General features: G+C 64.0%; 23 protein-coding genes. 16 read left to right on the top strand and 7 right to left on the bottom strand.

What is annotated here, in order from left to right:
- Nucleotides 1–78: 78 nt before the first annotated feature.
- Both BLT08_RS00895 and BLT08_RS00890 read right to left on the bottom strand, forming a co-directional pair.
- On the bottom strand, nt 79–651 hold the full coding sequence (locus tag BLT08_RS00895; RefSeq protein WP_090302923.1) for an endonuclease dU: 573 nt from the start codon (nt 649–651) through the stop codon (nt 79–81).
- Nucleotides 651–821 (bottom strand): DUF5786 family protein, encoded by a 171-nt coding sequence (locus tag BLT08_RS00890; RefSeq protein WP_006089939.1) that lies wholly within the window; start codon nt 819–821, stop codon nt 651–653. The genes BLT08_RS00895 and BLT08_RS00890 overlap by 1 nt, the downstream gene beginning before the upstream one ends.
- A gap of 545 nt (nt 822–1,366) precedes the next feature.
- Here BLT08_RS00890 and BLT08_RS00880 point away from each other — a divergent pair.
- Both BLT08_RS00880 and BLT08_RS00875 read left to right on the top strand, forming a co-directional pair.
- Nucleotides 1,367–1,978, top strand: coding sequence for an MBL fold metallo-hydrolase (locus BLT08_RS00880; protein WP_090302921.1), 612 nt, complete (start codon nt 1,367–1,369; stop codon nt 1,976–1,978).
- A gap of 277 nt (nt 1,979–2,255) precedes the next feature.
- The gene (locus tag BLT08_RS00875; protein ID WP_090302920.1) at nt 2,256–2,693 is read left to right on the top strand and encodes a DUF7344 domain-containing protein; all 438 of its coding nucleotides are present in this window, start codon (nt 2,256–2,258) and stop codon (nt 2,691–2,693) included.
- Between the two features lie 55 nt (nt 2,694–2,748).
- On the opposite strand, the gene BLT08_RS00870 is transcribed toward BLT08_RS00875, so the two are convergent.
- Nucleotides 2,749–2,898, bottom strand: a complete 150-nt coding sequence (locus BLT08_RS00870) for a 50S ribosomal protein L40e (RefSeq protein ID WP_019991865.1) — start codon at nt 2,896–2,898, stop codon at nt 2,749–2,751.
- Nucleotides 2,899–3,001: 103 nt separating this feature from the next.
- Nucleotides 3,002–3,544 (bottom strand): DUF367 family protein, encoded by a 543-nt coding sequence (locus BLT08_RS00865; protein ID WP_090302919.1) that lies wholly within the window; start codon nt 3,542–3,544, stop codon nt 3,002–3,004.
- Nucleotides 3,545–3,813: 269 nt separating this feature from the next.
- Between BLT08_RS00865 and BLT08_RS00860 the strand changes: the two genes are divergently transcribed.
- The 5 genes from BLT08_RS00860 (at nt 3,814) to BLT08_RS00840 (ending at nt 9,797) form a co-directional block, all read left to right on the top strand.
- Nucleotides 3,814–5,406, top strand: a complete 1,593-nt coding sequence (locus BLT08_RS00860; RefSeq protein WP_394328190.1) for an ABC transporter substrate-binding protein — start codon at nt 3,814–3,816, stop codon at nt 5,404–5,406.
- Nucleotides 5,407–5,484: 78 nt separating this feature from the next.
- Nucleotides 5,485–6,465: an ABC transporter permease gene (locus BLT08_RS00855; RefSeq protein ID WP_090302917.1), complete on the top strand. Its 981-nt coding sequence runs from the start codon at nt 5,485–5,487 to the stop codon at nt 6,463–6,465.
- A complete protein-coding gene (locus BLT08_RS00850) occupies nt 6,462–7,403 on the top strand; it encodes an ABC transporter permease (RefSeq protein ID WP_090302916.1) in 942 nt (313 codons plus the stop codon). Before BLT08_RS00855 ends, BLT08_RS00850 begins: the two co-directional genes overlap by 4 nt.
- Nucleotides 7,400–8,476: an ABC transporter ATP-binding protein gene (locus tag BLT08_RS00845; protein ID WP_090302915.1), complete on the top strand. Its 1,077-nt coding sequence runs from the start codon at nt 7,400–7,402 to the stop codon at nt 8,474–8,476. Before BLT08_RS00850 ends, BLT08_RS00845 begins: the two co-directional genes overlap by 4 nt.
- Nucleotides 8,469–9,797, top strand: coding sequence for an ABC transporter ATP-binding protein (locus BLT08_RS00840; RefSeq protein WP_090302914.1), 1,329 nt, complete (start codon nt 8,469–8,471; stop codon nt 9,795–9,797). The genes BLT08_RS00845 and BLT08_RS00840 overlap by 8 nt, the downstream gene beginning before the upstream one ends.
- A gap of 12 nt (nt 9,798–9,809) precedes the next feature.
- Here the strand turns inward: BLT08_RS00840 and BLT08_RS00835 are convergent, their stop codons facing one another.
- Complete coding sequence (locus tag BLT08_RS00835) at nt 9,810–11,618, bottom strand: Rieske (2Fe-2S) protein (protein ID WP_090302913.1); 1,809 nt, start codon at nt 11,616–11,618, stop codon at nt 9,810–9,812.
- Between the two features lie 152 nt (nt 11,619–11,770).
- Here BLT08_RS00835 and BLT08_RS00830 point away from each other — a divergent pair, with 152 nt between their 5' ends.
- The gene (locus BLT08_RS00830) at nt 11,771–12,094 is read left to right on the top strand and encodes a nuclear transport factor 2 family protein (RefSeq protein ID WP_090302912.1); all 324 of its coding nucleotides are present in this window, start codon (nt 11,771–11,773) and stop codon (nt 12,092–12,094) included.
- Nucleotides 12,095–12,145: 51 nt separating this feature from the next.
- Here BLT08_RS00830 and BLT08_RS23805 read toward each other — a convergent pair whose 3' ends face one another.
- On the bottom strand, nt 12,146–12,319 hold the full coding sequence (locus BLT08_RS23805) for a hypothetical protein (protein ID WP_449406628.1): 174 nt from the start codon (nt 12,317–12,319) through the stop codon (nt 12,146–12,148).
- Between the two features lie 112 nt (nt 12,320–12,431).
- Nucleotides 12,432–13,577 carry an MBL fold metallo-hydrolase gene (locus tag BLT08_RS00825; protein WP_090302911.1) on the bottom strand — a complete coding sequence of 382 codons (1,146 nt, stop codon included), beginning with the start codon at nt 13,575–13,577 and terminating at the stop codon, nt 12,432–12,434.
- Nucleotides 13,578–13,749: 172 nt separating this feature from the next.
- On the opposite strand from BLT08_RS00825, the gene BLT08_RS00820 reads away from it, so the two are divergent.
- From BLT08_RS00820 to argS, 8 genes are all read left to right on the top strand, one after another.
- Nucleotides 13,750–14,283 (top strand): DoxX family protein, encoded by a 534-nt coding sequence (locus BLT08_RS00820; RefSeq protein ID WP_090302910.1) that lies wholly within the window; start codon nt 13,750–13,752, stop codon nt 14,281–14,283.
- Between the two features lie 170 nt (nt 14,284–14,453).
- Nucleotides 14,454–14,732 (top strand): hypothetical protein, encoded by a 279-nt coding sequence (locus tag BLT08_RS00815; RefSeq protein ID WP_090302909.1) that lies wholly within the window; start codon nt 14,454–14,456, stop codon nt 14,730–14,732.
- A gap of 101 nt (nt 14,733–14,833) precedes the next feature.
- Nucleotides 14,834–16,363: a stage II sporulation protein M gene (locus tag BLT08_RS00810; protein WP_090302908.1), complete on the top strand. Its 1,530-nt coding sequence runs from the start codon at nt 14,834–14,836 to the stop codon at nt 16,361–16,363.
- A gap of 156 nt (nt 16,364–16,519) precedes the next feature.
- Entirely contained in the window at nt 16,520–17,479 is a 960-nt protein-coding gene (locus tag BLT08_RS00805) for a succinylglutamate desuccinylase/aspartoacylase family protein (protein ID WP_090302907.1), read from the top strand.
- Between the two features lies 1 nt (nt 17,480).
- Nucleotides 17,481–18,593, top strand: a complete 1,113-nt coding sequence (locus tag BLT08_RS00800; RefSeq protein ID WP_090302906.1) for a pyridoxal-phosphate dependent enzyme — start codon at nt 17,481–17,483, stop codon at nt 18,591–18,593.
- Between the two features lie 67 nt (nt 18,594–18,660).
- Nucleotides 18,661–19,197 carry an NUDIX hydrolase gene (locus BLT08_RS00795; protein ID WP_090302905.1) on the top strand — a complete coding sequence of 179 codons (537 nt, stop codon included), beginning with the start codon at nt 18,661–18,663 and terminating at the stop codon, nt 19,195–19,197.
- Between the two features lie 133 nt (nt 19,198–19,330).
- Complete coding sequence (gene udk, locus BLT08_RS00790; RefSeq protein ID WP_090302904.1) at nt 19,331–20,011, top strand: uridine kinase; 681 nt, start codon at nt 19,331–19,333, stop codon at nt 20,009–20,011.
- Between the two features lie 130 nt (nt 20,012–20,141).
- Nucleotides 20,142–21,929, top strand: a complete 1,788-nt coding sequence (gene argS, locus BLT08_RS00785; protein WP_090302903.1) for an arginine--tRNA ligase — start codon at nt 20,142–20,144, stop codon at nt 21,927–21,929.
- The last annotated feature ends 162 nt before the right edge of the window (nt 21,930–22,091 follow it).

The following is a 22,091-nucleotide window of genomic DNA, read 5'->3' as shown; positions in this document are numbered from 1 at the left end:
GAGGATCAAACGGCCGACTACTACGTCTTTCGGGTCGCAGTTGCTGGTATCGATCTGCGAGGGTTTCCGGGCACGGCGCTACTCGAGCGAGTCGAGATACGCATCACCGGCTCGAGCCGCGACCTTCGCGACCCGGATCGGCTCCGGCCGACCGCCCTCGGGCGTGAACGCCCGGACGACCGCCGCGGCCGTCTCGGCATCGCAGCCGACGTGTCGCACGTAGACGGTCTCGTCGTTGATCGACAGCGCTCGTCGCTCGGGTAGGGACCGATAGATTTCGAGACGGCGCTCGAGGGCAGCGTCCGAGAAGGCGTCTCGCAGACCGGACTCGAGACCGTCGCTGGCCTCGAACGTGACGGCGATCACCGGCCGGTCGGCGGCCGCCTCGATTCGAGCGAGATCGAGGAGATTGTACCAGGCGGGGGCGATGGCGCCGAGCAGCACGTACCGCACGTCGGGCCGACCGAGGTCCTCGAGCAGCGCTACCAGGGCGTCGGTCGCGTCGGTGCCGCCGACGGTACACGAGCGGTACGCGAGTCCGTCCGTGACGCGGTCGGCGCGGACGACGGCACCGGCAAGCGTGCTTCGGTCGCGATTCGCGTCACCGCGAACCGATTCGGCGACGCCCAGCGCCCGCACCCCGGGCTTCATCAGTCCTCGTCTTTGATCTCCTGGAGTCGATCGAGCAGTTCGTCGCTGGAGGCGCCGTTCTCGAACTCGATCGATCCGTCGTGGCTGTTCTCGCCGGATTGTACCGTGTCGTCGTCAAAATCAGCGTCGACTTCCTGTTGCTCGGATTCGTCGTAGCTCCCGAATCCCATACGGGATGTCGTACGACCTTCCCGCTAAAAAATCTCGTGGTCTCTCGAGTGGGTTCGTCTCCGGCACGCTCTGGTGGGTATACCGCGCGTCTCCGGTCTGGTTGGAATACTCGAGTCACGCGCTATCCACGCACTGACTGTTACCCGGGTTCCTCATCTCCCAAAGCGGTATCAGCTGACTCCGCTGTAACGTGGAACTCAGTCGAGCCACAATCACAGCCGGTTCGTTTTCCGATCGGTTGAATCGTTTCATCGTCCCACACCTCAGCCGCGTACGCGGACCCACAGGAAGTACAGATCGCGACTGTTCGTTCGCTCGCTCCATCGGGCATATGCTGAGGTGCGTTTCGGCAGGCTGTCGCTATAGCTGTTGTGTGACGAATCAGGTGAACGTGGGTAGCTGCCCGACCTCTGGTCTGTGCGACCCGTTGTCGCCGAAAACGGCTCGCTGTCCGACGATTCCACCAGCATCCGTACGACGGACCCCGCACGCGCTCACAGTCTCGGACGGCACCATTTTGAGGACGGCCCTCGAGTCGTCGTCTATGGAGGTTCATCACGTCACGGAGGCGGCGGAGACGTTCACCTGCAACGCGTTCCTGGCAGTCGGCGAGGAAACCACGCTAGTCGACGCCGGCGCCTGGGATGGTGTCGTCGACGAGATTCGATCCCACACCGACGACGTCGACACCGTCGTCATGACCCACCAGCACGGCGATCACGTCGCCCAACTCGAGGCCGTCGTCGACGCGTTCGATCCCGACGTTTACGCCTACGACGACCACCCCACGGGTACCCACGAACTCGCCGACGGCGATACGGTGACGATCGGCGGCGAGTCGTTCGACGTGGTCTACACGCCCGGCCACGCCGAGGACCACGTCTCGTTCGTCTCCGAGTCGTCGTTGTTCTCGGGCGACGTCGTCGTCCACGACGACGGTGCGTTCGACTACGGAAGCTTCGGGCGGACCGACATGGCCGGCCAGTCCCGCGAGCGACTCATCGAGAGCATTCGGGATCTGCTCGAGGCCATGCCCGAGGGCGTCGAACACCTGTACGCGGGCCATGGCAGCGTCTTCCACGGCGACGTGCGAGACGTGGTCGAAACGGCGCTCGAGCGGGCCGAGAAGCGGGAGCCGAAGTATCCGAACGAGTAGGTGATTGTACCGCGAGCGACCGTCGGGAGCGAGCGGCTTTTTGGTCCAGATTTTTCGAGGAGAGGTGAGCGAGCACCGCGATGCGAACCCGACGAGAAAAAGGTGGGTCTGAGACGGCGCTCGAGCGGGCCGAGAAGCGGGAGCCGAAGTATCCCGACGAGTAGCAACGCGAACGATAGTCATTCGTTCGAGCGTAGTTGTGTTTGATTATATACGATTATAGAGTGGTCGCCTGCTGGCCATAACAACTAATTTGCTATAGTAATTGTCTAGTCGTATGTCTAACGACGTGGGGGTCGTTCCGGATATCGCACACGGGAGCGATAGCGCCGAGTGCAGAATCCGAACCGACGGTGGTTCCAGTGACGGTCGCGACCGGGAGGAGGTGGATCGGCTGTTGGGTCTTCTCGCGACACACCGCCGCCGGCACGCACTCTACTATCTGCGCGAACTCGAGGTCGCCACGGTCGACGAGGTGGCGAGGCTCGTCGCAGAGAAACCCAGTTCCACCGCAGAGTCGACGGATATCGACGCACGGATCGAAGAGACGAAACTCGCCTTGAAACACGTCGACCTGCCGAAGCTCACGGCGAGGGATATCGTCGAGTACGACCGCCGAAGCGGGATGGTTCGTTATCGACAGCCGTCAGCCCGGCTGACGACGCTACTCGACAGCTGTGCCGAACTGGAGGAGACACCGTTTACCACCGACTGAGTGCTCTCGCTGGGTGAAATGGATAGAATCGAAAAGCCGTTTCCGGCCGGGTCGATTATGCGGCGCGGGCTTCTTTCGCTTTCGGTCGAAGCTTCGCGTAGCCGCACTTGCGACAGCGTTTGGCCTTCTGTGAGTTGCGAGCGTTACAGCGCATGCAGATCATCTTCTCGAGCGTTCGTTTTTCCGCGGCGTCGAAACTGGCCATACCGGTCGTTGATCGGTCGCACATATAACCGCTGTGGTCCTGTGACTGGGTGCCTTCGAGATCGATGTAAGAACGGGAGTGCATAGTCGCCGTTCGCCGCGTCCTACTCGTCCGTCGCGCCCTCGTCTAGCAGTTCATCGCTCGGTTCCTCGTCGGCCAGATAGTCGTCCTGTACCGCGACGATTTCGCTCGAGTCGGCACACTCGCTGTAACGGCGCAGCGGTTCCTCGTTGAGCGTGAGGAACGTCTCGCCCCAGCGGAACGGCTCGAGGAGGTCCTCGGCGCTGTCGTACGCGTCGAAGATACAGCAGGCGGCGGCCAGCGCCTCGACGGTGGTGAGCCGGAACGGCCGGCCGTAGTTGACCGGGTTCGCGGCGACGAGAAAGGGAAGCGCCCGGTGAACGCCGTTCATTCGGAACGAGGCGGCTTCGGCGGACTCCCACGAGCAGTCGAGCGCGACGACCGTTCCGAGTCCGTCCGCGACGTCGGCCGGCGAGAGCGCCTGGTCGGCGTGGGGGTTGAGGACGACGCCGTAGGGCACCTGTTCCATCCGTCGGTAGAGGGTGGCCTTATCGAACTTCTCGAGGCGACGCGCGGTGCACTTCTTCGGATCGTCGTCGCCTTCGTAGTAGACGTGACACTCCACACGGTTTCAGTGACGCCCCACTATAAAAGCGGTTTTCCTCGAGACGGCCGTTTTACGTGATTGATGATGTGATAAAACTATGACGAATTGTGGACCTAATTGTTGGCTGCCTGTTCAAAATACCTGCTGTAATAATTCCGATTGTATATCTTCTACGAGAGATTTATATAGTATCGGTAAAGACCTATTGGGGTAGAATGGCAGCGAACAACACATCACGGAGAACGGTATTGAAAGGTGCGGGGATTGGTGGAGTCGTCGGACTCACGATGGGCATTTCCGGCTGTCTCGGCACGGACGACGGAACGGATGTCGAAGGAGCAGAGGAACTCGCCGGTGAAGTACCGGAGATTCACTTGCTTGCACCGACTGCAGGCGTCAACCCGTTCCGAAACGAGCTCGCCTCGATGATCGCCGAAAACTGGGAAGAGATCGGTTTCGAGGTCGACCTCGACGAACTCGAGTTCGGCGCTCACGTCGATCAAGCAGTCGTACAGCAGGACTTCGACGCGTCACTCCTCGGGTGGGGTGGGACGCCGGAACGGATCGACCCTCACACATTTACATACGACATGCACCACTCCGCGAACACGCAAGAGGGTGGTCGAAACACGCCGGGGTACGCAAACGACGAGTACGACGAACTGGCGGAGCTGCAAGTGACACAGCCGGACGAAGACGAACGCCAGCAAACCGTCTACGAAGCCCAGGAGATCCTCGCTCGGGATCAACCCCGAACGTACATCGCGAACGAGGGCGGCTATCACCCGTACGCGAGCGCTCGAGTCACCGACATCCAACCGACGCTGGGTGAAGGGCTCAACTCGTTCTGGAACATGATCTCGGCGACGCCAACCGACAGCGATACGGTCCGCTTTGGCTATCCCGCAGCGATCAACTCGCTGAACCCGATGCTCGACCTGGCGACGCCGGACCGCCAGTTCGTCCGTCTCATCTACGACCAGCTGTTCCGGATCGGTGAGGACGGGCTCCCGACGCCGTGGCTCGCGACGGACGATCCCGAGATCGAAGACGACGGCATGACCTACACCGTCGAGATCCGCGACGACGTGACCTTCCACGACGGCGTGGACCTCACGATCGACGACGTCGAGTTCACGTACGAGCTGTACGCCGACTCGCCGACTTACGGCTCGCTCGTCGACAACATCGAGGAGATCGAAACCTCCGGAAACGAGATCACGTTCCACCTGAACGAACAGTACGCACCGTTTACGGCCAACGTCCTCGGCCAGGTGTACATCTTCCCGGAACACATCTGGGGCGGCGTCGATCCGGATGATCTCGCCGACTTCGAGGACGAAAACTGGATCGGCAGCGGACCGTTCCAGTTCGTCGACTGGGAGCGCCAGTCGGAACTGCAGCTCGAGGCGTTCGACGATCACTTCGAGACGCCCAACGCCGACAACTTCATCCGCGTTCCCGGTTCGAACACCGCACAGCTCATCGGCGACCTCGAGTCGGGACAGCTGGATATGGTCGGAACGGTCCCGCAGCCGACGGCCGTCGACCGCGTCAGGGACGACGAAGATCTCGATCTCGCGGAGTTCGAAGACATCGGCTACGTCAAGATCGCCTACAACATGCGTCGTGAGCCGTTCGACGACCGTCACCTTCGGCGTGCACTGTCGTACGGCGTGCCGAAAGAGGAGTACGTCGAGTTCGTTCGCGACGGCATGGGGACGGTGACGCACTCGACGATCTCCGAACACAACGAGTTCTGGCACAACCCCGACGTCGAGGAGTTCTACGAGGACCTCACCGCTGCCAGAGAGGAACTGGCTGAAGGTGGCTACGGTTGGGACGACGACGGACGTCTCCACTACGGCGCAGATCAGTAACCAGTACAGATCGACCGTTACAAGCGTATTTGACTGCAATACTATGACATATTTGACAACCAAGGGGGAGAGGGTGCGATGGGACTGAGGGAGTACGTCGTCCGACGGTTTCTCCAGCTCATCGTCACCTTCTGGGCGTTCTTTACGCTCCTGTTCGTTCTCTTCCGGATGATGCCCGGCGATCCGACCTCGATGTTCATCCTCGACGGGATGACCCCGGAACAGCGCGAGCAGCGGATCGCAGAACTCGGCCTGGATCAGCCGCTGTACGTCCAGTACGTCGAGTACATTAGACAACTGCTCACCGGCGACTTCGGTCAATCGTTCATCTACCGTGAGCCGGTGACCGATATCATCCTCATCCGGTTCATGAACACGATCGTACTGATGGGGACGGCACTGGTCTTCGCGTACCTCATCGGGGTTACGTTCGGCGCCCTTATGGGCTGGTGGCGCAACTCGCGGTTCGAACGCGGCGGGATCATCGTGACGCTGATGGCCCGTTCGTCGCCGGAGTTCTGGGTCGGCATCGTGCTCCTGTCCGTGTTCGTCTTCTGGCTCGGCTGGTTCCCCTCGAGTGGGATGCGGACGACCGGCGGCGAACTCGGTGGCGGCTTCGTCGCGAGGTACGGCTCGCTCGACTTCCTCAGACACCTCTTCCTTCCGGCACTGACGGGGGCGATCGTCTATCTGGCGACGCCGACCCTGTTGATGCGGAGTACGATGCTCGACGTCCTCAACGCCGATTTCATCGAGATCAAGAAGGCGGAGGGGCTTCCGGAGCGGACCGTGCTGTACAAGCACGCCGCGCGGAACTCGATCCTCCCGCTCGTGACCGTGGCGGCGATCGCTACCGGCGCCGCGATGGGCGGTTCGGTCGTCATCGAGACGGTGTTCAACTGGCCCGGCATGGGACGCGAGATGGTTCGTGCGGTGAACAACAACGATTACCCGGTCGCGATGGCGGCGTTCTTCCTCATGGGATCGGTCGTGATCCTCATGAACTTCGTCGCCGACCTGGCCTACGTCTACCTCGATCCGAGGGTTGAGTACGAATGAGCACTGGCACGACGTCTCCAATCGATAGCGCGACAAGCACCATCGGCAACGGGATCGACTACGTTCGAACCAAACTCGAGGTGTTCGAAGGCGATAGACTCGGCCAGATCGGGTTAGCCACGCTGTTCGTGTTCCTCGTGATCGGCATCTTCGCTCGGCCGACGACGATCGAGTTCCTCAACCTGACGATTCCGGGGATTGCGCCTCACGATCCGGGCGAGCGAGCCGTCGGCGGCCGTCTCGAGTCTCCGTCGGCCGCCCACCCGCTGGGGACGACCGACATGGGCCGCGACGTCCTCTCACAGGTGATCGCCGGCACTCGCGTGACGCTCCTCGTCGGGAGCCTCGCGGCGTTTATGGCCGTCTTCATCGGGACCAACGTCGGCCTCGTCAGCGCCTACTTCGGCGGCTGGGTCGACGACGTGTTGATGCGGATTACCGACATCGTTTACGGCGTCCCGTTCCTGCCGTTCGCGATCGTTCTCGTGGCGATTCTCGGCAACAGTCTCGTCAACATCATCGTTGCGATCGTGTTGATTCTGTGGCGATCGACGGCCCGCGTGATCCGCTCGCAGGTGTTGAGTCACAAGCAACGGCCCTACGTCGAGAGCGCACAGGCCATCGGTGCCGGTCACCTGCGAATCATGTACCGACACATCCTCCCCAACGTGTTGCCGCTTACGTTCCTGTACGCGGCGTTCGCGGTCGGCTGGGCGGTCATCGCCGAGGCGAGCCTTTCGTTCCTCGGCTTCGGCGACCCGAACATGCTCTCGTGGGGAGAGATGATCTACAACGTGTACACCGCAAACGCCATCCGCGAGGCCTGGTGGTGGGTCTTCCCACCCGGCATCTGCATCATGCTGTTCGTGATGTCGGTGTTCTTCATCGGTCGCACGCTCGAAGAAGTGGTCAATCCCGAACTCAGACATCAAGAATGACGCTACTCGATATCACCAATCTGAAGACGTACTATCGGGCCGAGGACGGCTGGGTCCGTGCGACGGACGACGTGTCGCTCTCGATCGAGCGGGGCGAGACCGTCGGCCTGGTCGGCGAGAGCGGCAGCGGAAAGACGACGCTCGCCAAGTCGATCATCCGCCTGCTGCCCGACAACGCCGAAATCGTCGACGGCTCCGTCGCGTTCGACGGCACCGAAATCACGGAGCTCACCGACTCGGAACTGCGAAAACAGCTCCGCTGGTCCGAGATTTCGATGATTCCCCAGAACGCGATGAACGGCTTCGACCCAGTCTACACCGTCGGCCAGCAGATCGTACAGGTCATCCGGTATCACGAGGACGGCACCTCGAAAGCCGAGGCTCGAGAACGGGCACGATCGCTGTTCGACGAACTCGGAATCGAACCTGACCGCGTCGACGACTACCCACACCAGTTCTCCGGCGGAATGGCCCAGCGGGCGATGATCGCGCTCGCACTCGCGCTCTCGCCGTCGCTCGTGCTCGCAGACGAGCCGACGACGGCCCTGGACGTGGTGATCCAGGACCGCATCCTCGAGACGATCAAGAAGATGCAAAAAGAGCTGAACAGCGCGATGATCATGATCACCCACGACATGTCGGTCGTCAGCGAGACCTGCGACCGCATCGCCGTGGTCTACGGCGGTCGCATCATCGAGATCGCCGACGCCGAAACGATCATCACGAACCCGCGCCATCCGTACACGCTCGGCCTCCGGAACGCGTTCCCGGACATCAACGACGACGATCAGGAGCTGATCTCCATCCCGGGCACGCCACCTGAACTCGTCGATCCGGGCGAAGGCTGTCGGTTCGCTCCGCGCTGTCCGTTCGCCGAAGAGGCCTGCTGGGAGGTGACGCCGGAACCCGAATCGTACGGCGACGGGCACGAGGTCGAATGTCACCGCGCCGACGAGGTCGAGCTCCTACAGACGGAAGCTGGAAAGAAAGAAACCTGGCTCGAGCAGGAGATCGGTCGGCCCGACGATCCCACCGCGGATCGAGCGACAGCCGAGGTGGAGTCCGATGACTGATGCCCTCGAGTACGACTCGGCGACTGAGACGGACGAAACGTACAAACTCGAGGTGGAGAACCTCGAGAAACACTTCCCCGTCAACAGCGGCATCGTCTCGCGGCTCCTCCACGGCGAGAGCAACAAGGCAGTCAAAGCTGTCGACGGCGTCTCGCTGGGGATTCGCGAGGGCGAAGCGTTCGGCCTCGCCGGGGAGTCCGGCTGTGGAAAAACGACGCTCGGCAAGAGCGCGATCAGGCTGCTCGAGCCGACGGGTGGGAAGATCTACTTCGACGAGAAAGAGATCACCCACGCGAGCGGCAGCGAACTGAACCAGTTCCGCCGGGACGCACAGATCATTCACCAGGACCCCTACCAGTCGATCAATCCGCGGTTTACGGTCTACAAGTGGGTCAAAGAGCCGCTCGACGTCCACGATATCGGCACGGCCGAAGAGCGCGATGCGCGGGTCTACGAGACCATCGAGCAGGCGGGGCTGCGACCGGCCGAGGCCTACGCACACGAGTATCCGAGCGAACTGAGCGGCGGCGAGCGCCAGCGCGTCGGGATCGCTCGCGCGCTGGCCCTCGAGCCGTCGTTCCTGCTGGCCGACGAACCGGCGAGTATGCTCGACGTCTCGATCAGGGCGAGCATCCTCGATCTGTTCAAGCGGCTGCAAACGGAGCTGGGGCTGACGGCGGTCTACATCAGTCACGACCTCTCCCTGCTCAAGCACATGTGCGACCGGATCGGCATCATGTACCTCGGCGAACTGGTCGAGGTCGGCCCGGCGGACCAAATTATCAACGACCCGAAACACCCCTACACGCAGGCGTTGGTCTCCTCGGTGCCGCGGATCGATCCCACCGAAGACCGCGAGCGAATCGAACTCGTCGGGGAGGTTCCGGACCCCATCGACGTCCCGAGCGGCTGCCGATTCCACCCGCGCTGCCCGAAACTCGTCCAGCCGGAAGGCTACGAGATGGACCAAGATCACTGGCGGGCAGTCGCAAACTTCCGCTACGACCTGTTGGGCGACGACGTGACGTTCGTCGACGACACGGCGGAGAAGACCCCCGAAGCGATCCGCGACTCCTACGACATCCCGGCCCGGCTAACGGATGCCGACGCCGAACGCGTCCTCGCGGACGTGCTCGAGACGGTGACCGCGGGCGACCGCGAAGCGGCTCGAGACCGGCTCGAGACCGAGTTCGCCACCCCCTGTGAGCGCGGAACGATCGAGACCTATCAGGTAGAGTCAGACCAGACCGCGAAGTGCGTTCGGTACGACGACGACTCGCGCTACGGTCCCGACGGCGGCGGGACGATCAGCAGCGACTGAGGCTTCGACCACCTACTCGTTTTCTTCGTGAATCGCCTCGCCGCGGTTGAGCCGCGAGGCAATGGTGAACGTCTGCTCGGCCTCCCGACGCGTCGGGAAGTGTGCCGCCGTGTAGCGGGCAGTTGCGATCATCGGCACGCGCCGTCGACGCTCGCGGTCGACGGCCGTTCCGGAACCATCGGCGCCCTCGGCGTCAACGAGATCGAACTGTCGGAACGCCGCCTCGAGGTTCTGTAGCGTGTGAAAGCCCGAATCTTCACGCAGCAGTCCGTGGCCAAGCGTCCGTTTCAGCGCCGCAGCATCGCCGCCGCAGTCGAAGAACTCGGCGACGAGTCGACCGGCCTCGTTGACCTCGCCTTCGGTGTCGAACGTCTCCAGCAGGTCCCCGAGAATCGCGTCCGGTTCGCGGCCGGTCTCGTTGTCGCCGACCGCCGGAATCGGCGCGGGCGGCGTGTTGAGGAACCGGTCGAGATAGACGTTGAGTGCCGCGTCGAAGACGCCCCGATAGCACTCGAGGGCGTCCGTCCGACGCGTAAACTGGTGGACCGCGTTCGCGTACGTGAACGTGTGGTGGACGGTGTTCCAGTCGCTGAACTCGTTCGCGGTACCGAACTGGGCGACGCGCGTGGCCGCGGCGTGGGCGACTTCGGCGGCGAGTGCCTCGCTGGTCGCCCCCTCCCGAACGGCGTCGGCAAGCGTGTCGACGATGGCCTCGGGATCGTCCTCGAGCAAGGTATCCTGAAAGTCGTCCGGAGAGCCCCACATTCTGTCCGCCCCTTCCCGAACGAGTTCCTCGAGGCCGACCGTCTCGCTCACGTCGCCGCCGTAGACGTCCTCGAGCAGCGCGACGAGATCCACCGGCTGTCGCCAGGAAGACCGTTCGTCGCTTCGGCTGGCGGTGACGAGCGGTTCGACGAGGCTCGCGAGCGCCTGGTCGGCGTGGTCCCAGCCGGCGTGCTCGAGGCTCTCGAAGGCCGTGTTGGCGAAGTCGAGGACGTGTCCGGTCGAGAGGTAGGGGTGATCGGTCGCGCCGGCGACGAGGAGTTCTGCGAGTTCGGCTTCGGATCGGCCCGACGCGACCGCGGTACGGAGACAGCGTTCCGCCCCGTCGCGGTCCCGAACCTCGACGCAGTCGCGGAACCACGACTTCAGTCGGTCGAACGCGACGTCCTCGGTCGAGAACGACGGCTGATCGAAGTGTGGTGGTTCGCCCGCGCAGTCGCTCGCGACGTGCCGAACGCCGGTGTAGAGCGCTCGCTTTCGGTCCTCGGGTTCGAGGTCGTCGATCACGTTGGCCATGCAACCCAGAATCGTCAACCCGGAGCCCCAGCCCGATTCTCGGTATCGAGTGCCGAACTCGAGCGTCGTCGCCATCGGCTCCCGATAGTCGACGCCGGCGTCGAGCAGGCCGATCGTCGACTTCGCGACGACGAGTCGGAGGTTCTCCTCGAGACCGGTCTCGAGGCGCTCGGCCCAGTGTTCGTCGGGCGGCAACTCGCGGGGAGGATTCGGATTCACGTAGACCGTCCCGTCCCGAATCTCCGTGGGATACGTCCGAACGTCGTCGGCCCACGGGTCGAAGGTGTCGCCACAGGAGAGTTCGAACCGCGCGTGGTGCCAGTGGCAGGTGAGGATGCCGTCGTCGACGGTCCCTTCGACCAGCGGGAACCCCATGTGGGGACAGCGGTTGTTCACTGCGCGGATCTCGCCCTCGTGGTGAAATAGGGCCAGCGGCGTCCCGTCGATGCTTACCAGTTCGCGTCCGGTCTCCTCCAAGTCGGCCACCGAAACGGCCGCCTGAAAGTCGTCCGTCGTTGCCATGTGTGACCAGTCGACACACGTACGTGTAAGCGTTCGCTGAAGCGTGTTACGGTAACGATCCTGACAGCTTCCCGGATCGGCCCTCTCGATCCCGGACGGGAGCGGCCGATCGAACTGTACGCTTTTGACCGTCGCACCGAAACGGTCGTCGTATGGAGTCGGAAGCCCTCGTTCGGCAGTACTACGACGCGCTCGACCAGCACGAGTACGGCGTCCTCGAAGACGTCCTCGCGCCCGATTTCGTCCAGCGACGGCCCGACCGAACGTTCGAGGCCCGAGAGTCGTTCGTCCGATTCATGCGCGAAGACCGACCGAATCCCGACACCAGTCACGAACTCGAGGCGGTGATCGCCGACGGCGAGCGGGCCGCTGCCCGCGGACGCGTCCGAGACGGGGAGCGAGTGCTGTTCGAGTTCGCGGATTTCTTCGAGTGTGCGGACGGTCAAATCGTCAGGCTCGAGACCTACTCGCGGTGACTCAAGCGTCGGCGCTCCGAAGGTGATCGCTCGAGGCTCGAAAAAGAGGAATTAACAGAACTGTACCCAGTAGGTGTGTCCGTTCGAACAGGTCACTTTCGTCTGCTCACCGAACGCTGCGACGGAGCGACTGGGTTTCGGCTCGACGTCGCCGCGGGGGACTGAAACGCTTGCTCGGGTCGCACACTCCGGACACTCGACCTGTCGTATTGCGGTTATCTGCACGGATCGTTCACCGTGGTATACTATGTCATAATCGTATAAAGCTCGTTCTCAGGAAAAGCCGACTATCGGGCGACGCGAATCGTCGGGATCGACGAACCGGTCCGATCGTGACTCAGGCCGAACAGTTGTTCGGGCCTAACTCGAGTTCGACTCGCTCTTCGGGCGGTTCCTCCCGCACCCCGCGATTCAGGTCGATGATCTCCTCGTAGTTCGCGGGCTTCTCGCCGGCGTCGGCCATCCGCTCGACGAAGGCGTCCTCCTCGAGTCCGAGCAGGTCGATCCCCGTCCGCGCGTCGCGAACGGTCGTCGAAATCGGCTCGCCTGGCGCGCCGTGTTCGAACTCGCCGTCGGCCGTGACGGTGACGTGGCCCGGGAGGACAGTTATCCCCTCCGGTTCGGCCAACAGGGTGCGGTGCAGCGTCTCGTAGAGCAGCTTCGCCCCTCGTTCCCCCTCGTCGTCGCTGAACTCGAGTTCCGTCCGACCCACGGAATCGACGTGCAGGGTGTCGGCAGTGAGCAGCGCCGCGTCGTCGACGAGGACGTTGATCATCTCGCTCGTGTGCCCCGGCGCGATCACGGCTTTGACCGCGAGATCGCCGACTTCCAGTACCTCGTTTCGCTCGAGCGGCATGAATTCGATCTCGACGCCGCGCTCCGCGGCGCGGGCACCGAGGTAGTAGGGAGCCCCGAGTCGATCCGCCAGCTCCCAGCCGCCGGAGATGTGATCGGCGTGGACGTGCGTGTCGATCACGCCCGTAATCGAGAGTCCAGCTTCTTCGGCCGCGGTCTCGAACTCCTCGACGTCGCCGGTCGGATCGACGACGACGGCCTCGCCCGTCGCATCACAGCCGACGACGTACCCCAGACACCCCTTCGCACGGCGTTGGATCTGGACGATCGTCAGTTCGTCGTCGCCAGCGTCGATCGTCACGTGATCGTAGACGCCGCTCCACCCCTTCATCCCGCCGTCGACCGCCTGGACGTCGTAGGCGTCGGTTGCCGACTCGAGCTGGATCGCCAGATTCCCCGAGGAGATCCCCTTCGCGCAGGTGGTGATCACGCGATCGGCGTCGCCGACCAGCTCCTCGAACTCCTCGAGGCGGCCGTCCAGTTCCTCCTCGGGACCGAACGGAAAGTGCAGTGCTCCGGAGATGTGCCAGGCCGCGTAGCTGTCTTCGGGACGGGTATCGACGAGGGTGAACGCCGCGTCGTCGTCGATAAGTTCCGCGAGTCGATCCGCAGAGAGCGTCGTAACCATAGTCGCCAGTACGCCACCGTACGACGTAAGCTTCAGCACGGCAGAGTCACGGCATCAATATATAGACCCTACATATAGTGGCATACTCCGGCGGCACTCCAGCGTGACGGGAATCGTAATTCGTATTCAAGTAAATGGCCAGCCACCCTCTAGCTGTAAGAGGTGACTGACAATGACGACGACTGCGGTAAACCGGTTGGAAAGCCGCCTCGGTGGCGTGACGCTCGAGGGGCGACCGCACCACCTCAGCGCGTGGGCGATTCTGGGCCTTCGACTGCTGATGGGCTGGGTGATGCTGTCGGCGGGCTGGGGGAAGGTAACCGGTGAGTTCAGCGCCCACGGCTACCTCGCGAACGTCGACCCGGCGAGTCCGGCGAGCGGGCTCTTCGGGGTGATGGCCGAGAGCGCCGCGCTGATGGGGGCGATCGACGTGATCGTTCCGGTCACGCAGGTGCTCATCGGCCTCGCGCTGATCGCCGGCGTCTTCGTCCGACTGGCCGCGCTCGGAGCAGCGACCCAGATGGTCCTGTTCTACTTCGGCAGCTGGGACGTCGCCGGCGGGCTGGTCAACGATCAGTTGGTGTACGCCGCCGTCTTCCTGACGCTCGGCGCGCTGGCGGCCGGCCGGATCCTCGGCGTGGACCGCTACATCGAAGAACACCCGATCGTCGAGCGGGTCCCGCAACTGCGGTACCTCCTCGGCTGATCGTGAGCCACACCACCCACCGCAGCAGTTCTCTCAACTCCTTTGCTATCGACTGGCAGTTCCGCACTCACACCGGTTCATCGACGCCGTGAGCGACCGGAGGGCGATATCTCGATCGAGACCGATGTCATAATGATTACGTTCGCTCGAGAATAATTCGGTTACAACGAATGTCCTCGATTCGCCACATACTGAGCGGGCTGCTGGCCAGCGTCGTCGGAATCGTCGTCGTCGGGCTCCTCGCGACCATCGTCTTCACCGTCGCCATCTTCGTCGTCTCGACCGGCGCCGGTCTCGCGGGGTACGATCCGAGCGCGGATTTCGTCGTCCTCTCGGCCGCACTGGTCGTCGTCTCCGTCATCCTCACCGGCGGGTTCACCCCGCGTCTCTCGGGTGGGAGCTCGAACGACGACACGAACGACACGTTCGACGACCGAACGTTCAACTGAACCACGGACCGACGACCAACTTCTCGACGTGGCCTCCCGCCACCGTCCGCCACCCCGACCAATAGAGGTTCATTTATCTGAAAGACGATCGAAGTGTCAGTATGTCCCTCTCCGATTCGGTCACTGCCGCTATCGCCGCGCTCCGTCGCCGGCCGTCGGATCTTCTCCCGTGGTACCTGCTCGGGGCTGCCGTTCCCGCGATCGTTCGCCTCGTTCCGTTTCTCGCGATCGCCGTCGGATTCGTCTACCTCGAGGCGACGGGCCGTCTCGCGACGATACAGGAGCAACTGCACGGAATCGACAGCCAGCCGCCGGACCCGGACGCCGACCAGGAGGCGTTCGACGAGTGGGTGAGCGGCTTCGAACCCGTCTTCGAACAGGTGTTCACGCCCGGGATAGCCGCGCTCGTCCTCGTGACGATCGTGCTCTCGATCCTGCTGTTTCTCGTCCTCTTCCCGATCGTCAGCGCCGGGCAGCTCACCGCCTGTAGCGCCCGACTGATCGACAGGCGCGGTCTGACCGCCGGCATCGCCGGTGCGCGCCGCTACTGGCTGCGGTTTCTCGGCCTGTACGTACTCGAGTTTCTGGCGTGGATTGCGGTGTTGCTCACGATCGGGACGATGGTGTCCATCGTCGCCGTGATCGCGCTGGCGGCGACCGGTGCGGGGGTGGTCGCCGGACTGATCGCGCTCGTGGCGGTACTCGTCCTGTTCGTCGCGCTCGCGGCCGTTCGAGCGGTGTTCGCGTTCGCACCGGTCGCCGTCGTCGTCGACGACACGACCGCGCTCGGCTCGCTCTCGAACACCCTCGCGTTCGTCCGCGCCCGGCCGGTCGGCGCGGGATTCTACTACGCCGTCTCGCTCGGAACGATGCTCGCGATTGCGGCCGTCTCGGGCGTGTTGTTGCTCGTCGACGTGATGGCGTTCACGTCGCTCGTCACCGCCTTGCTCGTCTTCCCCTTCCTCGACCTCCTGAAGACGGGCCTCTACAACGACTACCGCGGCCGATTGCGACCGCCGGCGAAACCCGAGCGATCGGTTCGCGGGCAGTTCCGGGCCGGCGCTCGGCGCGGCTGGGACGAGATGATCGCGTTCGTCCGCGCGACGCCCGGAACGCACGCGCTCGTCGTCGTCCTCGCGTTCGCCAGCTTCTGGGTCGGCTGGGAGGCCGCCGAACCGCTCGCCGGGACCGTCGAGACGTCGATCTCGGCCCGCCTCGAGGGTCACATTCCGCCGGCAGCGGCGTTGGAGTTCTTCGGAAACAACTGGATGGTCGCGCTGACGACGGCCTTCTCGGGCGTCGCGCTCGTCCTCCCGGCCGTCGCCTCGCTCCTGTTCAACGGCGTCTTCATGGGCGTCTACGGCCGCACCGAGGCCGAACCGATGGAGCTTCTCGCGTTCGTGATCCCGCACGGGATCTTCGAGATTCCGGCCATCTTTATCGCGACGGCGGTCGGCATCTGGTTAGGACGTGTCGGCTGGCGGGCGTTCCGCGGGCGGGCGACGCGAGCCGAGTTTGCTGACGCACTCGAGCGCGCGTTCTGGGTCCTCGTCGGCGTCGGTATCCTGCTCGCGGTCGCGGCGGTCATCGAGGGCTTCCTGAGCCCGTACTACTTCCGGTTGTTCCTCTGAGGGCGTCGAACGCGTTTCGTCGCAGGCGTCCCGCTCTCACCGTCGATCGAACCGAGGCGAAGTGACAGATGTTTTCGTAGAGCGACGACCGTTCGAACCCAGTGCTTGCTGGCGGACACCGAACCAATAAAGACGAACGGGTCCGTCTGCAGGCACATGACGACGACGCTCGGAACGGCGAGCGCTGATCCCGGCGAGATCGATACGGGCCGTCTCGAGGTGGGGGAGACCCGGGATGGGTCACCGTTCGGTCTGCCGGTCGCCGTAATCAACGGCGAACGGCCGGGAAAGACGCTGTACATGCAGGCGGCGAGCGACGGTGACGAACTCAACGGGGTCGGCGTAATTCAGCGCGTCGTTCCGAAACTCGATCCGTCGGAGCTCGCGGGAACGATCCTGATTACCGGGATCGTCAACTACCACGCGTTTCAGATCGCCGAACACCGCAACCCGATCGACGACACGAAGATGAACCGGGCCTATCCCGGCAACGAGACCGGCACCTCGAGCGAGCGGATCGCGGCCGCGACGTACGAGGCGGCAACGCGAGCCGACCTGATCCTCGATCTCCACCAGGGATCGACCAGCCGAATGATCGACGAGGTCCGCGTTCGCTGTGGCAAACGCCACCGACTCCACAAGGACTGTCTCGAACTGGCGAAGGTGTTCGGCTGTGGGCACATTTTAGATCAGAAGGGACCGGACGGCCAACTCGCCCGTGCAGCACCGGACGAGGGGGTCCCGACCGTCGACCCCGAACTCGGCGGAGCCGTCGGCTGGGACGAGGCGAGCATCCAGAAGGGGGTCGACGGCGTCTTCAACGTCCTCACTCACTACGGCTTTCTCGACGGGAGCGTCGACATCGAAGAGCAGACCCGCGCTCGCGGATTCGAACAGTACGGTGCACCGAGCGGTGGACTCGTCTCGTTCCGGAAGGAGCTGGGCGACCGGGTTCGCGGCGGCGAGACGCTGTTCGAGGTGACGACCCCCTTCGGCGAACCGAAAGCCGAGGTGACGGCCGACAGCACCGGTATTCTCTGGCGCACGCGACGACTGCCGCAGGTCGCGACGGGCGAGTACGTCTGCTCCGTCGCCACCGACATCGACGACTACTAACATGCCTGCAGATCTCACCTGTCCAAACTGCGACGTCGTCTACGAAGCCGGACCGAACGAGCCGTGGCGCTGTAACTGCGGCCACGCCCTCGAGTTCACCGAACGGCCACATCCACAGGGCGACCCGCTTCCGCTGCACAGCTTAGATACCACCGAGGGGCTCTGGACGTTCTTCGAGTTCCTGCCGATCGAGAAACACGTGACCTTCCACGAGGGCTTTACGCCGCTCGTCGAGGCTCCCGAGTGGGACGCTCAGTTCAAACTCGAGTACGTCTTCCCGACGGGCTCGTTCAAGGACCGCGGGGCGACGACGACGCTCTCGCGGGCCGTCGAACTCGGCGTCGACAAGGTCATCGAGGACTCCTCGGGGAACGCCGGGGCCGCCATCGCGACCTACGCGGCCCGCGCCGGCATCGAGGCGGACATCTACGTTCCGGCCGACGTCAAGCAGTCGAAGCTGATGACGATCCAGCGGGCCGACGCACGCCCGGTTCGGATCGACGGCAACCGCCAGGACGTGACCGATGCCTGTATCGACGCCGTCGAGTCCGGCGAGGGCTGGTACGCCAGCCACGCCTGGAACCCGGCCTTCTACGCGGGTACGATGACGTTCGCGTTCGAAATCGCCGCCCAGCAGGGCTGGACCGTCCCCGACGCTGTCGTGCTCCCGATCGGCCACGGAACGCTCTTTCTCGGCGCGTACCGCGGCTTCTCGCTGCTCAACGAGGCCGGTATCATCGACGGCATGCCTCGGCTTCTGGGCGCACAAGCGACGGGATACACCCCCATCGTCGACGAACTCGACGGAAGACAGACCGAGGAGGACGCCGACGGTGCCGACGGCGCCGACATCGCTGACGGCATCAGGATCGAGAAGCCCGCCCGAAAGGACGAAATTCTCGCCGCCATCGAGGCGACCGACGGCGACGCCATCGCACTCGGCTCGGATCCCGTCGAAACGGCACTCGATCGGCTCCATCGCGGCGGGTTCTACGTCGAACCCACCTGCGCGGTCGCGCCCGCAGCGCTCGAGGAGTACCGAGAGCTGGGCGTCCTCGAGGACGACGCAGACGTCGTCGTGCCACTAACTGGCAGCGGACTCAAGACGCTCTAACCCTCGGCTCGATGACCGTTCCCGGATTGAAAACGCTTTGATACCCCCGGTGCGGACACCACCGTAGATGGTCAGCCGTCCAGCTGAGTTCTGTCCCCACTGTGGCACGTCTCTCGAGACGACCGCGTTCGACGGCCGCGAGCGCGAGCGCTGTCCGACCTGCGGAGACGTCGTCTGGCACAACCCGGTCCCCTGTGCGAGCGTCGCTGTCGTCGATCGATCGGCCGAGGTCCCTGCGGTGCTCTGCGTCGAGCGAGCCGTGCCGCCGGGCGTCGGCGAGTGGACGATCCCCGGCGGCCACATGGAGGTCGGTGAATCTCCCGAGACCGCTGCGGTCCGCGAACTCGAGGAGGAGACCGGCGTCGTCGTCGATCCCGGCGCGCTCGAACTCCTCGACGCGACGACGATGCCGCCGCGGGAGGACAAACACGTGCTGACGGTTCACTACGTCGCGGATCGGGCCGACGCGACGGGCGAACTGGCAGCCGGCAGCGACGCGAGCGCGGCGCGGTTCTGGTCGCCCGCCGAGTTCGACGCGTCGGGCGAGACGTTCCGGCCCATTCACGAGGAGCGGTTTCGCGAGGCTGCGGTATGGTTCGAGTGACGGTTCGGCGAGGCTGCGGCGTGATTCGAGTAGCGATCGAGTGAGCTCGCAGTGTGTCATCAGAAGTACACTGTCTCCGTCGGATCGAGTCGAGATCAGGGGATTCAATAGCCATCCGACCCAGGATCGGACGATGAGTATACCGTCGTTCGTCATCGGGATCGCCGGCGGGACGGGAGCCGGGAAGACGACCGTCTCGCGGACCGTCGCCGAAACGGTCGGCGAAGCGGTCACCCGTATCCCGCTCGACAACTACTATCAGGACCTCTCGCATCTCGCGTTCGAAGAGCGGGCGGACGTCAACTACGATCATCCTTCTGCCTTCGAGTGGGAGCTCCTGCAGGAGCACCTCAACAGCCTACTCATGGGCCAGGCCGTCGAGATGCCACAGTACGACTTCGAAATCCACAACCGCAAGGACGAGCGCGTGACCGTCGAGCCGACGGACGTGATCGTGCTCGAGGGCATTCTCTCGCTGTACGACGACGACATCCTCGAGATGCTCGACCTCCGGGTGTACGTGATGACCGACGCGGACGTCCGAATCCTGCGACGGATCGAACGCGACGTCATCGACCGCGGGCGAGACCTGGAGGGGGTGATCGAACAGTACCTCGGGACGGTCAAGCCGATGCACGAGCAGTTCGTCGAACCGACGAAGAAGAACGCGGACGTCATCATCCCCGAAGGGGCGAATCGGATGGCGGTCGACCTGCTGATCGAGAAGGTACAGTCCGAACTCGCGACCGACGGGACCGACCCCGACCCCGAACTCCCCGCCGAACTGTCGTTCGACGGCCCGAGGACGGAGTGATCGGGGATTCCGCCCCGGAGTGACGGACGGACCCGAAACAGAGATATTCGATCTCGCAACGGAGACGACCGATCCCGCGACGCGAGCGAAACCCGACATTCCTTTACTCGAGCCCTGAATACGAGCGGGTATGTTCCTCTCTTTGCGCACGGAGGTCGAGGCCGCCCTCGAGGGGGCGCTCTCCGAACTCGAGTTCCCGACGGACGACCTCGGGATCGAAGAACCGCCGGAAGACGTCGAGAGCGTGCTCGCCTCGAGTGTGGCCTTTCGACTCGCCAGCGAAGCCGGCGCGCCGCCGCCCCAGGTCGCCGGCCAGCTCGCCGACGAGATCGACGCCGACGAGTTGACTTACGTCTCGGAGATCCAGACGCAGGGGCCGTACCTCAACTTCCTGCCGAGCGACGCCTACTTCGCGGAGACGCTGACGGCCGGCACGGACGAGTCCTACGGCGCGCTCGAGGATCGCGAGGAAAGCGTCGTCGTCGAGCACACCAGCGCGAACCCGACGGGACCGGTCCACGTCGGCCGCGCGCGAAACCCGATCATCGGCGACGCGGTGGCGAACCTGCTCGATATCGCCGGCTACGACGTCGACCGCCACTACTACGTCAACGACGCGGGTCGGCAGATGGCCGTCTTCACGTGGGCCTACGAGACCTTCGACGAGGACGACCTCGACGGTGAGCCGGAACGCGACCGCATCGAGTACGATCTCGTGCGCTACTACCGGAAAGGGAACGCCTACCTCGAGAACGCCTCCGAAGCCGACCGCGAGGCCGCCGAAGCCGAGATCGAGTCGATCATGCAGGGGCTCGAGGCCGGCGACGAGTCGGCCTACGAACGCGTCAGCGAGGTCGTCGACCAGGTGCTCTCGGGGATGAAGGGCTGTCTCGCACGCCTTCCTGCCGAGTTCGACGAGTTCGTCAAGGAGACGCGCTTTATGCGCAACGGCGACACCAACGACCTCGTCGCCCGCCTGAAAGAGCTCGACGAGGCCGTCTACGAGGAGGACGCCTGGCAGCTCGAGCTCGAAGCGCACGGCATCGACAAGAACCTCGTCTTCCTGCGCTCAGACGGGACCTCCCTCTACGCGACCCGCGACCTGGCCCACCACGAGTGGAAGTTCGACAACTACGACCGCGCGGTGACGGTACTCGGCGAGGACCACAAACTGCAGGCCCGCCAACTCGACACCACGCTCGAGTTGCTCGGAAACGACACCGAGGGGCTCCAGCAGGTGCTCTACTCCTACGTCAATCTGCCCGAGGGGAAGATGAGCACGCGTCGTGGCACCGGCGTCGACCTCGACGACCTGCTCGACGAGGCCATCGACCGCGCCCGCCAGGAGGTCGAGGACCGACTGGACGACCGCATCCGCGACGACGACTTAGACGAGGACGATATCGAGCGAATCGCCCACCAGGTCGGCATCGGTGCGGTCCGCTACGATATCGTCTCCAAACAGCCGACGAAGGCGATCACCTTCGAGTGGGAGCAGGCCCTCGACTTCGAGGCCCAGTCCGCGCCGTACGTCCAGTACGTCCACGCGCGCTGCTGTGGCATTCTGGAGGAGGCCGGACTAGATCCGGACACCGGCCTCGCGACGCAGGATATCGAACTCGAGTCGCTCGAGGCCGACCTGCTCGCGACCGAAGCCGAGCGTGACCTGCTCGAGACAATCGCCCGGTTCCCGGCGGTCGTCGACGAGGCGGCCGACGATCTCGAACCCCACCAGATCGCGACCTACACGCGCACGTTCGCCGACCGATTCAACGCCTTCTACCGGGAGTGTCCCGTGCTGGCCGACGACGTCGATCCCGAGGTTCGCGAGGCGCGACTCGCGCTCGTAGCGGCTTCGAAACACACGGTCGCGAACGCGCTGTCGGTCCTCGGCGTCGAACCGCCGCGCTCGATGTAGCAGTAGTTTCTGTGTTTTGCGGATCGGTCGCATTACTCACGGGAGTTCCCGTTCGGATGGAGGGCTCGGAAGTCGGCCGCCACACTGCACGCTGCTCGCCCACGAATGCGGCGTTCATGAGCGATTCGAACACTACGCCGGCGCAACTACCAACCGTCGAGT

This window comes from Natronorubrum texcoconense, assembly GCF_900100335.1.
GTDB classification, from domain to species: Archaea; Halobacteriota; Halobacteria; order Halobacteriales; family Natrialbaceae; genus Natronorubrum; species Natronorubrum texcoconense.
The sequence above is the reverse complement of the archived record's forward strand: the minus strand, read 5'-3'. Positions and strand labels throughout refer to the sequence as shown.

Excerpts from the sequence above, each read along its gene's own strand:
- BLT08_RS00895 (WP_090302923.1), bottom strand. The coding sequence starts at position 651 with ATGAAGCCCGGGGTGCGGGCGCTGGGCGTCGCCGAATCGGTTCGCGGT.
- BLT08_RS00890 (WP_006089939.1), bottom strand. The coding sequence starts at position 821 with ATGGGATTCGGGAGCTACGACGAATCCGAGCAACAGGAAGTCGACGCT.
- BLT08_RS00880 (WP_090302921.1), top strand. The coding sequence starts at position 1,367 with ATGGAGGTTCATCACGTCACGGAGGCGGCGGAGACGTTCACCTGCAAC.
- BLT08_RS00875 (WP_090302920.1), top strand. The coding sequence starts at position 2,256 with ATGTCTAACGACGTGGGGGTCGTTCCGGATATCGCACACGGGAGCGAT.
- BLT08_RS00870 (WP_019991865.1), bottom strand. The coding sequence starts at position 2,898 with ATGGCCAGTTTCGACGCCGCGGAAAAACGAACGCTCGAGAAGATGATC.
- BLT08_RS00860 (WP_394328190.1), top strand. The coding sequence starts at position 3,814 with ATGGGCATTTCCGGCTGTCTCGGCACGGACGACGGAACGGATGTCGAA.
- BLT08_RS00855 (WP_090302917.1), top strand. The coding sequence starts at position 5,485 with ATGGGACTGAGGGAGTACGTCGTCCGACGGTTTCTCCAGCTCATCGTC.
- BLT08_RS00850 (WP_090302916.1), top strand. The coding sequence starts at position 6,462 with ATGAGCACTGGCACGACGTCTCCAATCGATAGCGCGACAAGCACCATC.
- BLT08_RS00845 (WP_090302915.1), top strand. The coding sequence starts at position 7,400 with ATGACGCTACTCGATATCACCAATCTGAAGACGTACTATCGGGCCGAG.
- BLT08_RS00840 (WP_090302914.1), top strand. The coding sequence starts at position 8,469 with ATGACTGATGCCCTCGAGTACGACTCGGCGACTGAGACGGACGAAACG.
- BLT08_RS00835 (WP_090302913.1), bottom strand. The coding sequence starts at position 11,618 with ATGGCAACGACGGACGACTTTCAGGCGGCCGTTTCGGTGGCCGACTTG.
- BLT08_RS00830 (WP_090302912.1), top strand. The coding sequence starts at position 11,771 with ATGGAGTCGGAAGCCCTCGTTCGGCAGTACTACGACGCGCTCGACCAG.
- BLT08_RS00825 (WP_090302911.1), bottom strand. The coding sequence starts at position 13,577 with ATGGTTACGACGCTCTCTGCGGATCGACTCGCGGAACTTATCGACGAC.
- BLT08_RS00820 (WP_090302910.1), top strand. The coding sequence starts at position 13,750 with ATGACGACGACTGCGGTAAACCGGTTGGAAAGCCGCCTCGGTGGCGTG.
- BLT08_RS00815 (WP_090302909.1), top strand. The coding sequence starts at position 14,454 with ATGTCCTCGATTCGCCACATACTGAGCGGGCTGCTGGCCAGCGTCGTC.
- BLT08_RS00810 (WP_090302908.1), top strand. The coding sequence starts at position 14,834 with ATGTCCCTCTCCGATTCGGTCACTGCCGCTATCGCCGCGCTCCGTCGC.
- BLT08_RS00805 (WP_090302907.1), top strand. The coding sequence starts at position 16,520 with ATGACGACGACGCTCGGAACGGCGAGCGCTGATCCCGGCGAGATCGAT.
- BLT08_RS00800 (WP_090302906.1), top strand. The coding sequence starts at position 17,481 with ATGCCTGCAGATCTCACCTGTCCAAACTGCGACGTCGTCTACGAAGCC.
- BLT08_RS00795 (WP_090302905.1), top strand. The coding sequence starts at position 18,661 with ATGGTCAGCCGTCCAGCTGAGTTCTGTCCCCACTGTGGCACGTCTCTC.
- udk (WP_090302904.1), top strand. The coding sequence starts at position 19,331 with ATGAGTATACCGTCGTTCGTCATCGGGATCGCCGGCGGGACGGGAGCC.
- argS (WP_090302903.1), top strand. The coding sequence starts at position 20,142 with ATGTTCCTCTCTTTGCGCACGGAGGTCGAGGCCGCCCTCGAGGGGGCG.